Here is an 11780-nt window from a genome sequence, read left to right as displayed (position 1 = left end):
AGACCTAACGGCTGAAATACCTGTTCCCTCATAAAGTCTTCATAGCTTTGTCGCGACACAATCTCAATAACCAAACCCAATACGTCATAATTAACGGTTCCATAGTTATACTGTTCACCGGGAGGGAACGCCAATTCAGCATCTACGAGCATTTCCACAGTCTTTTGCAACATATCCGGTGTATGGCCTTGTGGAATATTTTGAGTATGCCTAATATTTGTTAGACCACTGGTATGGTGAAGAAAGTTATTTAGTGTAAGGCTTTGCATATCAACAGGTTTCCCTTGATACTTTAACGTAAACCAAGGTAAATATTTTTGGACAGGGTCAGTCATTGAGAGCAGCCCTTGCTCTTCCAACAGCATAATACCTATTCCGGTAAAAGCTTTACTGACCGAGGCTAACTCATAGAGTGTATTTTCACTTGCAGACAACCCCTTTTCACGGTCTGCATACCCTGAAGAAAAGTAGAACACTTCATCATCAGCAAGTATTGAGATTGACATTCCCGGCACACCTGATATACGACAGGCATCATCTAGCAACGCTTGTATTGCCGCAGATTTCGAATCTGACAACGCATAACTTTGTGTTGCGAATCCTGAGAATAATATAAATATCGTTAATACAAAAACAATAATCTTTTTCATAAATTCTCCTTTTTGAAAAATTATAAGAGAATAATATAAATAACCTACTTTTACAACTACTAAACTAAATTTTAATTTATCTTTCTATTCACTTATATAATATCAAGTATTTGTGAAGAGTTACACTTAAACGAACAGATGCTTTACTTCAAGATGGGATTCTCTATGGAATCCCATCTTTTTTCTTGAACTAACGGAGCAGGTTAGTTGAAGAATGTTGTTTAACTTGTGTTCAACAATCGGACCAGTTTGCGAAATAAAGTTTATTTACAAAAGAATAAATATTATTAATTAAAAATGCGCTTGACATTGGAGTCAACTCAAATGATATTCTGGATTCATGGAAAAACTTTATTCAATACAAGAAGTTTCGACGATACTTGGGATGTCTAAGGATACACTTCGATATTATGACCGGATTGGGATTGTCTCGCCGTCTCGGAAAGACAATCGGTACCGTGAGTATTCGAGAGACGATCTCATAGACTTGATGAACATTCAGATTATGCGGTATGCGGACTTTTCTCTTGACGAAATCAAAGGGAAAGTTGGTTTCCACAAGATGGGAAATATCGATTCTGCATACTGCGAAGAGGTAGCTGTGTTCCTCGATGCTAAAAACGCAGTAATGCGCAAGAAGATTACCCATCTTGAAAAGGTCAGTCGGCTTCTCAACATAGCGGCTGAAACGTTAAGGGATTTTAATGACGAAAGCGATCAACGGTTGTCAGAATTCGTCCGCGAGCTTTACAAGGATATCGGTGACAAGGGAACTGAAATTTTTAAGGAGGGTTGTGATCAACATCAAGGTTAGAAATTTTTATTATCTGATTGTAGGCGTTCTTACGATACTTTCTGCCGTCACACATGCATGGAACGGGCAATACGTTGTACTGGCAACGATCGACATTATGGCGATGTCCATGGATACCCGGACGGTATTCACGTATGTTTGGCATATTATAACGGCGGAAAATCTGGTCTTCGGCATCGCATTCATTTTTATGTCATTCCAAAGTGAGCAATCGAAGGTCCGTTTTGCCGCATGGATGATCGTGGCGATCTTGTTCGTCCGACTGATGGTCATTCTTGGTGTAACGGCAATACTTGACGTTTCGGCTCTTACGGATACGCTTATAGATTCGATTGCCATCTTAATCTATGTTGCTTTGATTATACTGGGCACAACTATGAAGAAAAAACAGCCCGCTGGTTAGCGCTACAGTACCAGAGATGTCTGAAAGTGGCTTAAAAATAAAGTCATGATGTTTGTAAAAAAGATGCGTTACTCACCCCCCTTTGGATTTGCTTTGTCCAAAGGATCTTTTTATTATAAAAATAAAATATAACTTTATTCCGTAATCGGGCGCGATTATTTAAGAAGCGTCTCTGGCCTTATTAAACTCCCATGAAAGAACTTAATCATCTTTCATTTTCTGTGGTGAAGTGCTTATTTTTGCGCTTCATGGGTGACTAACGGGTGCTTTACTTGAAGATCATTGAGTTGCATATGCAGCTCTTTTTTTCTTTATTGAACTCCCATGAAAGAACGTAATCATCTTTCATTTTCAGTGGCGTAGCGCTGGTTTTTGCGCTACATGGATGGCTAACGGGGCAGTTTAATTGAAGAAGGAAAATAATTGTTTTACATAGAAGTAAATAAAATGTCTTAAAAAATAATGGGGTGTATAAACGGTGGTTATTATTAGAAATCTAAAAAAAAGTGAATTTGATTTTTTGATATAAAAGTAGCAAAGGGGATATTAAATGGTAAGTAAAATAGAATTATACGAAAAAGAGTCTCAGGAATTCAAACCTTTTAAACACTTTATTTCACGCATTCAAGTAATGCGGAAAGAATCCAGCTATGGGGCTGAAGTTGCCTCAAAATGGACTGATATTTTAAACCAAACTCTTGTAGATGAAACCTACCCAGTGATACATCCAATTGGTCAGGAGACTTTCTCGTTATATGCAGAGTTCACGACTGGGGTATTTGAGTATACCTTAGACATAGACGGGGCTACTACATTTATAAAAGAAAAAAACATTAAACCCATAAAGACTTCTCCATCGAATATAATTGAAGCTGTTGACCAAGGTAACATAAATAAAGACCCAAACCGAATAAAACCCAATCATAAAAATCCTGTAATGGTACTTCAGAGTCGATATTTAACCAACAACAAACCTTATTGTATCAATGGAAACCATCGTATATTTGAAGCATATAGAAATAATGATGAACAAATAGAAGTTTATGTTTTTAAAGATTTGGAGTTTGTTCCTTTCTTTTATGACGTTCTAAGTAAAGCAACATATTTTTTAGAAATTGATTACCATAATGTAGTTAATGATAAAAGATATTTATTGCATAACGAAAATGGTGCATTTGCAAATGAATTTAAGTAGATACGTTTCTTCAACTCCCATGAAAGAACGTAAAAATCTTTCATTTTCTGTGGTGTAGTGTTGATTTTGCGCTACATGGATGGCTAACGGGGTGCTTAAGTTAAATAAGATAGCCAAACGAGAAGCAACAATCTTTGAGAAAACAATCTTAGAAAACATACATTACAAATAGGGGAAAAGTTTAGAAAATGTAGAATACTATACTAAGAGGAGAGTGGAATGATGAAAATTATTGAAACAGAACGACTTACCCTTCGCTTACAAACAACAGATGATGCAGATTTTATCCTTGAGCTAGTGAATGATCCTTCATGGCTAGAGTTCATTGGTGATCGCGGTGTGAGAACAGTAGAGGATGCGCGTGAATATATAGTGAATGGACCAATTCGCATGTATGAGCAATCTGGCTTTTGTTTTTATTTAGTTGAAAGAAAAGAAGATCAAAGCCCGGTAGGAATTTGTGGTTTTGTTAAAAGAGAGTCGCTAGAAGATGTGGATATTGGCTTCGCTTTTCTTCCTAAATATTGTGGAAAAGGATACGCCTATGAAGCAGCTTCAGCGACATTAGCATATGGACTAGATACACTAGGACTAAATCGTATTGTAGCTATCACAACTCAAGATAATCATGCTTCAGCCAAGTTACTCGAAAAGATAGGCTTGAAGTTTGAAGGATTAGTTCAACTTTCCAATGATTCTGAAGAACTTAGACTTTTTTCATTTGATAGAAGCTAAAATTATTATGAAAGCAAAGGTGATCATGTGAATATTAGAGAAGCGAATGAATTAGATTACCCAGAATTAAGAATAATCTATCTGGAATCACGTCGTAAAAACTTCCATTGGGCGGTTTTAGAGGAAATGACCTTAGACGATTTTGATAAAGATACAGTAGGAGAGCATATAATTGTAGCGGAAGAGGATAATCATATACTTGGATTTGCTTCATTATACTTGCCAGATAACTTCATTCATAATTTATTTATTAACCCTAATTACTTTGGTAAAGGGATAGGTGGTCATTTACTAAATGCCTCCATTAAAAAAATGAATAAACCATTAAGATTAAAATGTGTATCCGAAAATCATATAGCGATGAAATTTTATGAGAAAAATGGTTGGAAGAAGGTAATTGAAGAAGGAGAAAAGGAAAAATATTGGGTTCTGATATATGAATAACGGATTAAGAATGTATTGAAATAAACTTCAAACAAGAGGGGCTTTGAGTTTATTTGTAATGAAGAAGTAAGCATAGGCATGAATTTTAATATGAAGGAAGTTAGTATAATTTATAACGCGAGGATGATTTCTGTCCCAGACTACACACATTCGAACAAAACACATCTTGTTGCAGTTTCTTTTATACTTTAAATTAGAATGAAATGCAGAAAATACACGCTAAGTGAAATGGTTGATTGGAGTGGAGGCTGGGCGACTCCTTGGGGAATAGCGTCACAGATGAGACCCTGCAGCGCAGCGAAGCGGCTCATCGGACGCCCCCAGGAAAGCGCCCAGCCGGAACGGAAATCAACCCCTCGTTTTGCCGAAGAGACATACTATAATTAATATATGACATCTTTATTTCGTTTTTCGAAAATGAGCATTATACATTGCATTTGCCCTCAAAGATAATCACATAAAAAAGAGAGACAGACTAAAGTGAGTAACACTTTAGTCTGTCTCTACGTTCGTTAAACGTTTTATTGCTCTGCCCAGTATTTGTCTAGCTCTCGATCTAGATATACCCAGCCTTTCCATGCGATATGAATCGTATCCATAATGAAATAAGGATCATAGTCATGGTCTGAGAAATCAACATATGGAACACCATTATCAGTTAAAATCTGCCCCATTTTTTCGTAATATTTTTCTCGACGTTCCTCAGGATATTCCGTGTAGTCATACCAATGACCATTTACTGGAATAGAAACAAATAGTGGCTTTGCACCAGCATCCTTTAAAACATCAATGACTAGCTGTAAATCCTCATATTCAGGTGAAGTTGTATAATCTTCGTTTTTTCGCATGCCTTTAAACTTGTTAATATTAGCGTTTTTAAGGCGTTTATAAAACTTGTTTTCAATCATTAAGTCATTGGATACACGTTTCTCGCCATATTTCTCGGCATTTTGCAATTGTTGCTCAAATGTTTGGTCGACAACTAGTTTGTCATTGTTTTTTAATTTACTGCCTTCTCGAGGGAAGAGCGAGTAATATAAATCTTTTTTCTCTAAAAGAGCCTTTTGGACATGGCCTGCAATCATTGCAAGTCGCCCTATAACTGGTTTTTTCTTACCACCAGATAATTTATATTCATAAATTGTTTTTAGCAGGTCATCGCGATTGACAGTATCGAATTCAAGAAGGCGTTTCATTCCTCTATTTCGAAGATCTTCGTCAATGTCCTTATTGTATGCTAAATCATATGCATGCAACATCGAATAGTTAGGAGAAAAATGTAGTTCGTTCATTCCCTTTTTCGTAAACCATTGAGGAGAAATGATGAAGACAATTTTCTTATCCTTTAAATTCTGTTCCTGTGCAGCAAAATTTAAAAAGTGTGTAATAGACTGCATTCCACCACGCCCGACCATAAATGTCGTATATGGAGCATTTGTAGCGCGAGTATAATTATAAGGGTGGAAAGGATCAAAACGATTTAATTCTGAGGAGCCATATAAAGGCATCGTATTAGGCTCCTGCAACATTCGCTCCTGGAAATACATCCCTTGGAACACTAACGGAGACATACTAGTCTTTGCCTGTTCTACTTCTTCATCTGAAATCCAAGATTTAATCCAGGAATTTGGGAAGAACACAACGGCAGCAAAAAGTATAAAAGCAATTAATAATGATAGAAAGCCTTTCTTAATCATTGTCTTTCAGCTAATTCCGCTACAATACGATTTGGCGTGTTCCATTCCTCACGGTTAAAATCAGTAATTGGTACTGAGATATTAAAACGGTTTTCAATTTCCACTAATAAATTGATTGTACCGAATGAATCAAGAAGACCTTCTTCAAATAGATCGATATCTGGATTTTCTAAAATGATATCGTCCTCGCATAACTCTACTAGCATTTCTAAAACTTGTTGTTTATCCATATTAAAAATCTCCTTTGTTGTTTAGGCTGTGTTATTCATAAAATTAACAATTAACATGAACAGAGCCGTTAATTAAAATAATGTTCCTGAAAAAATATAGAAACCAAAGCAAATGGCATTAAATGTGATAAATACGCCTATTGCATGAGTCCATTTATTTTTTGGCCAAATCTTGCGCTTTTTGTTCCAGCGTTCAAATTTATCGAAGCAGATTATTAACAGGGCATGGTAGAGACCATAGACAACAAAATGTAATTCTAATCCGTGCCAAATCCCCATTAAAAAGAACAGTAAAAAGAAGCCGATATAAGAAACTGTATATTTGTTTTTAATCCATTTTTTCTTTGTCATCCACAGCACAAAGCGCATATAGACATAATCCCTGAACCAGAAGGAAAGACTCATATGCCAACGATTCCAAAAGTCTTTAATATTACGACTCGAGAACGGACGGTTAAAGTTAATGGGCGTTTGAACACCCATAATGCGACTGACACCAACGGCAAAAGCACTATAACCCGCAAAATCGAAAAATAAATAAAAACTATACATATACATATACGCTATTTGCCCTTGAAAAGGTGTCAAATAGTTATACGTTTGATCTGGTAAATAAATAAGTGTGTAATTATAGATTAAATAAGCCAAAATAAACTTATATAAAAAGCCTACAAATATATAATTGATCCCGCTTAACAGCAGTTTTTGATAGTCTTGCCCAGACGGCACTGTGTGTATATCTTTATAAAAGCGTCTCCAACGATCAATAGGTCCCGATGATACTGTTGGGAAGAACAGTAAGAAATAAGCAAGCTCAATTGGTGAAATTTTATCCTTAATTAAGCCATCTCGCGTTTCTAAAATCATCTGTACTGATTTAAAGGTAATATAGGATACCCCTAAAAATCCAAATAAATTACTAAGTCCAAGAATTGGCAGAACCTTCACAAGCACAAGTGGCAAAATGGACAGTACTACAGCAATGACGAATACAGAGGTATTATTCTTCTGTAAGCGATATTTTTGGTAAACGATAATTAATAATAACTGAAATACTGTAAACAGTATAAGAGAAATGGAGCCGTTCAGGGAGTTACCAAAAATAAGAGCTAACACGACAATCGAAATAACGATATTATAGCCTTTAGCTGATTTCCCACGGAGTCCTAAAATAATTGTTGGCAATAACAAAATACCAATGATGATGAAAAAAACTATATTTCCATAAGGCGTCATACTGTTTCCATAACCGCCAATCCTTTACGATCAACTTTGCCGTTTGTATTTAAAGGTAAAGTGTCAATGTATTTGAATGTTTTTGGAATCATATAAGATGGTAAATACTCCGATAACAATGCTTTAAGCTGCTTCGTCATTTTGAAGGCAGAGTCCGTCAATGGCTCTCGAAGAACAATATACGCACTTAATGATACAATCTCATCATTTTTTGAAACAGGAATTATAACACAGCTAGATACAGGTGGAAGATTACCCATTTGTTTTTCAATTTCCTCGATCTCCAAACGATAACCGTGTAGCTTCACCTGAAAATCTTTTCGTCCAGAAAAGAACAGATAGCCATCTTTTTCATAACCAACGTCTCCAGTTTTATAGATACGTTGATCCCCTATTGTAGGAAACGCGTTAAGTGTTAAATCAGGTGCACCAAGATAACCTGCACTTACAGTCGGTCCAGAAATAATAATCTCGCTATCTTCTAACAAGGATAGATTAGGCTCAGATAGAGGGGCGATTGGTAATTGGTCAAACTGCTCTAAAAGCTCCTTTGTTACTTCCACATAAGAGACGGCAACAGTTGTTTCTGTAGGACCATACAAATTATAAATAGAAGCTTGAGGGAAGCGCTGCATTAATTCCGTAGATACGGATACTGGTAACACTTCTCCGCAGAATAAAAATGTATCTAGAGAAGGCATTAACTCCTGATTCCACTCCTTGTTCATTAAACACATCTTCGCGAAGGAAGGTGTGGAAGTCCAAACGCGAACATTAGAAGAAGCTAATGACTCAAATAACGCTTTTGGATTAGCAATTTGCTCTTGCTTAATCGCGTAAAGTGTTTGCCCGCTAACTAGTGCAGGATATAAATCCATCACAGATAGATCAAAGGAATAAGGCGCTTGATTTAGAAACACTCCAGATTCCTGTAAAGGGAAATGTTCATGCATCCAAGCAACAAAATGTGCTAAATTATCAGCGGTAATTTGAACACCCTTTGGCTTACCAGTAGAACCAGATGTGTAAATAATATAATAAATTTCTTGATCCTTAACCCAAGTTGAAGGCTCAGTCGAAATGCTAGTAGTTTGAGCCACTAAATCACTTACTTCTACTACAGGGACTTGTAAGTTGGAACTTAACGTTTCAGTTTTTAGTAGCAAGCAAGCCTGAGAAGCTTCTATTATAATCTGTAACCTTTCAGACGGTGTAGAAGAGTCCACAGGTACGTATGGATGACCTGCCTTTACTGCACCTAAAAAGGCAACGATTTGTAAAGGTGACATATGCCCGTAGACGACGATAGGTTGTTGTCTTTCTAAATCAAGAGCCATTAAATATTGTGCTACACAATCAGAAAGATGCCAAAGCTCACCAAACGTTAAAGAATCATTGTCGGTTTGATAGGCAGTTCGATGTGGATGCTGTTGTGCCACTTTTTGAATAGCCTCTAAAATACTTAACATAGTTTATATCTCCTTTTCTTAAAATTCCGTATATATAAATGGTCCTGCGTTCATATCATGGAAGCCATGAATAAGAAACAAGAGCACTAAAATGATGAAATAAAATAACGTAAAGCCTATAAAACGAAAAAGCTCATTATTTTTAATGGATTGCATAAGTCCACCTCCAATTAAAAATGAAAAAAGATTATAACTTTGTAAATATACTAAATAAATTGATATTTTTTCAAGTTATTTCTAAATTATTTTTGACATTAAAAATTTTTTAACACTGATTTGACGGATTGTAGAGAAAAACGTTGCTAAATTTCCATTTATTCATGAAATCATAAGATAGATTTAAGGTAGAATTAAGGTTTTGAAAAACATGACTATTATAATGGTAAGAAAATAATTGTTGTTTCACCTCAACTTGAATTTTTCTAAACGTTAATCCTTATTTATTATCGCTGTTTTTCTGCTTTATGGGTACTTAAAAAATCCTTAAATTTCGTAAAAGACATTCGAGACAATTTATCCCTCATTAACGGGCAGTAATATGCCGACCTTAATATTCGGCAAAAGCAAAGAAGTTAAGTGGGAGCAATCAATGGGGGATGAAGAAAGAAAACCCACTGATTAATGTTTCATTTAATCCTGCTACCCATTTTTACTTCGTTACATTAAGCATAACCAATGAAAGTAAAATCAAAGTAAATTTGATAAAAAATATCGGTATAAAATAAGTTGAGATGCAAAGGGGTAACGAAAAAGGAAGCCGCAAACATATGAAGCGGATGATGAAATCGGAAATCTTTCGAGGACTGTTGCAAAGACATATTTGAACAAAAAGAAAAGCGCCATCATCCAGTTGATCATCTCAACTTATGTTAGCACCCGTATTGTTATCCCGCCTTAAATTACAGAGAGAGAAACTGCCCGTAAAAGCCCGATTGGTGAAGACTAAAAATCAGCGGGGATGAAGAGAATCCCCGCTGATTAAGTTTCACTTTATTTGAGAAGTTTTAAAACTTTTTTGGATACGTAAAAGTCAGTGCCGTTGTAGACATTGATTGTGTCTAACGTATGCGTTTTTGCGGTAGTCTTGTCTTGTTCGTGTATTACTATGTTCTTATTAACTGGGATTGTAATGGTTACATCCTTTTTTTGTGCAATAAATTTAGGGTTTTCTTGATCGCTTAAGTCAATTTTAGAAGTGTAGCCTTTTTCTGTGAAAGCCTTTGTCGCTGGTATATATAATTCCTCTGTAAGTTTATTTAAATCGAAGCCCATAAATTTTGCCATCGCATGTGCTAAATCCGTATTTTCGACAAGACCTGTAATTTTAGATGGTCCGAATGAGTATAAAAATACATCCTCACCCGTGTGCCCACCAGTTGTATAACCAATATTGGCACGAGTGGCAAGCATTTTTACCATTTCTTTGCCCAGATCATTAGTCGATTTTAATGTGGCAAGCTCTTTCTCAGATAGGTCATGTAATCCATAAAGTGCTGCGACTTCTACAATATTTGATTTGTCTTCTTTTAATTGGCTTAACGCACCTTCAATTGTCATTTTAGCTTTCTTCAGAGGATCAATATAGGCAGATACAGGCGTGTTGGAATAAGTACTTGTCGTGTTAACATTACCCATTGTAATCCCACTATTGCCGTGGTCTGTCACAGCAATGACCATTGTATTGCCATCTTTTTTTGCAAAATCAACGGCTTCTTTGACTGCAGCATCAAACGATAAAATATCGCTAATTATGCCGATCGTGTCATTTGCGTGAGCCGCCCAGTCCACCTTACTGCCTTCTACAAATAAGAAGAAGCCATCTTCATCCTTTTTAAGCGTATTTATCGCTTTATTTGTCATCTCAGCGAGTGTAGGCTCAGATGCTCTTGTTGTAGCACGATCTAAATCGTAGGCAAGGTCACTTGGAGCAAAGCTTCCCCAAATTTTTGACGATTTACTATGGAAGAGCTCATCCCGCGTCTTAACAATGTCATAATTCTTTTCTTTGAGGACATCCATTAAATGCTCGCCATCTTTACGAGCGTTTTTAGTAGTACCCGGTGCCAGAGATTGTAAGCCACCGCCTAACACGACATCTATGTTTTGATAAACTTGCTGCTCAGCGATGTCATCGTATTGGCTTCTATTTTTCACATGTGCAGAAAAGCCAGCTGGTGTAGCATGCTGAATTTCCGAAGTAGAAATCAATCCAGTTGCCTTGCCTTGTTGCTTAGCCCCTTCTAATACATTAGCTACAGGTCTATAAGCATCTTCTTTGGCGATTGGCTCTAACCCTGGTGAATTAATAACGGCTGGTAGCACACCTACAAATTTATCATTTGATTTATGACCAGTTGCTAACGCAGTAGCGGCAGGGGCTGAGTCAGTAATGGCTGAATCGGCAGAGTATGTACGCACTGCCCCTGATAAAATTTCATCCATAGCCAAGCTTTCCCCTTTGTACCAACGAGAAAGTGTAACGGCATTATTACTACTACCATCCATCACGAGCATAATCACGTTTGTTGGTTTCTTTACTTGGGCTGCTTGTACTTGCGGCTGAGCGATACTAATCGACGATAAAGCAATAGCACTTGCGAATAACAATGAACTCCATTTTTTTGAGTATTTCATGACTTTCCTCCTCTGGGTCAATTCACAAGTAAGTGTAAAGGAAGGTTGTAAAGCTAGGATGAATTAATTGTTATGAATTGTGGGGGGATTGTTAACTATAGGATTCATCATTGAAAGTTAGGTGATTGGAGTGGAGACAGGGCGACTCCTTGGGGATCAGTCACAGAGGATACCTTGGAGCGAAGTGCGCGTCGGTTGCTCCCAGGAAGCTTTGCTCTGTGCGAAAGCGAAGCGTCAGCAACAAATGTTTTATCTGTGCGAAAGCGAAGCGTC

12 protein-coding genes are annotated in these 11780 nt (G+C 36.7%); 5 read left to right on the top strand and 7 right to left on the bottom strand.

What is annotated here, in order from left to right; translation table 11 throughout:
* The coding region (locus ACQKN2_RS15265; protein WP_427415695.1) for a serine hydrolase domain-containing protein at positions 1-650 on the bottom strand (650 nt) is incomplete at its 3' end.
* 340 nt (positions 651-990) lie between these two features.
* Between ACQKN2_RS15265 and ACQKN2_RS15260 the strand changes: the two genes are divergently transcribed.
* The 5 genes from ACQKN2_RS15260 to ACQKN2_RS15240 all read left to right on the top strand — a co-directional run bounded on the left by ACQKN2_RS15260 (position 991) and on the right by ACQKN2_RS15240 (position 4241).
* Entirely contained in the window at positions 991-1464 is a 474-nt protein-coding gene (locus tag ACQKN2_RS15260; protein WP_427415694.1) for a MerR family transcriptional regulator, read from the top strand.
* Entirely contained in the window at positions 1445-1867 is a 423-nt protein-coding gene (locus ACQKN2_RS15255) for a hypothetical protein (protein ID WP_427415693.1), read from the top strand. Before ACQKN2_RS15260 ends, ACQKN2_RS15255 begins: the two co-directional genes overlap by 20 nt.
* A gap of 550 nt (positions 1868-2417) precedes the next feature.
* Positions 2418-3062: a hypothetical protein gene (locus ACQKN2_RS15250; RefSeq protein ID WP_056686083.1), complete on the top strand. Its 645-nt coding sequence runs from the start codon at positions 2418-2420 to the stop codon at positions 3060-3062.
* 222 nt (positions 3063-3284) lie between these two features.
* Positions 3285-3797 carry a GNAT family N-acetyltransferase gene (locus ACQKN2_RS15245; RefSeq protein ID WP_427415701.1) on the top strand — a complete coding sequence of 171 codons (513 nt, stop codon included), beginning with the start codon at positions 3285-3287 and terminating at the stop codon, positions 3795-3797.
* Positions 3798-3824: 27 nt separating this feature from the next.
* The gene (locus tag ACQKN2_RS15240) at positions 3825-4241 is read left to right on the top strand and encodes an N-acetyltransferase family protein (protein ID WP_427415692.1); all 417 of its coding nucleotides are present in this window, start codon (positions 3825-3827) and stop codon (positions 4239-4241) included.
* Between the two features lie 521 nt (positions 4242-4762).
* On the opposite strand, the gene dltD is transcribed toward ACQKN2_RS15240, so the two are convergent.
* The 6 genes from dltD to ACQKN2_RS15210 all read right to left on the bottom strand — a co-directional run bounded on the left by dltD (position 4763) and on the right by ACQKN2_RS15210 (position 11507).
* Positions 4763-5938 (bottom strand): D-alanyl-lipoteichoic acid biosynthesis protein DltD, encoded by a 1176-nt coding sequence (gene dltD / locus ACQKN2_RS15235; protein ID WP_427415691.1) that lies wholly within the window; start codon positions 5936-5938, stop codon positions 4763-4765.
* Positions 5935-6168, bottom strand: a complete 234-nt coding sequence (gene dltC / locus ACQKN2_RS15230; protein ID WP_427415690.1) for a D-alanine--poly(phosphoribitol) ligase subunit 2 — start codon at positions 6166-6168, stop codon at positions 5935-5937. Before dltC ends, dltD begins: the two co-directional genes overlap by 4 nt.
* Positions 6169-6240: 72 nt before the next feature.
* Positions 6241-7404, bottom strand: coding sequence for a D-alanyl-lipoteichoic acid biosynthesis protein DltB (gene dltB / locus ACQKN2_RS15225; protein ID WP_427415689.1), 1164 nt, complete (start codon positions 7402-7404; stop codon positions 6241-6243).
* A complete protein-coding gene (gene dltA / locus ACQKN2_RS15220) occupies positions 7401-8873 on the bottom strand; it encodes a D-alanine--poly(phosphoribitol) ligase subunit DltA (protein ID WP_427415688.1) in 1473 nt (490 codons plus the stop codon). The genes dltB and dltA overlap by 4 nt, the downstream gene beginning before the upstream one ends.
* 18 nt (positions 8874-8891) lie before the next feature.
* Complete coding sequence (locus ACQKN2_RS15215; RefSeq protein ID WP_285397286.1) at positions 8892-9029, bottom strand: teichoic acid D-Ala incorporation-associated protein DltX; 138 nt, start codon at positions 9027-9029, stop codon at positions 8892-8894.
* Between the two features lie 834 nt (positions 9030-9863).
* Positions 9864-11507, bottom strand: coding sequence for an alkaline phosphatase (locus ACQKN2_RS15210; RefSeq protein WP_427415687.1), 1644 nt, complete (start codon positions 11505-11507; stop codon positions 9864-9866).
* Positions 11508-11780 lie beyond the last annotated feature (273 nt).

This window comes from Lysinibacillus sp. NPDC093688, from assembly GCF_050280145.1.
GTDB lineage: Bacteria > Bacillota > Bacilli > Bacillales_A > Planococcaceae > Lysinibacillus > Lysinibacillus xylanilyticus_B.
This window is presented reverse-complemented; position numbering and strand designations above follow the sequence as displayed.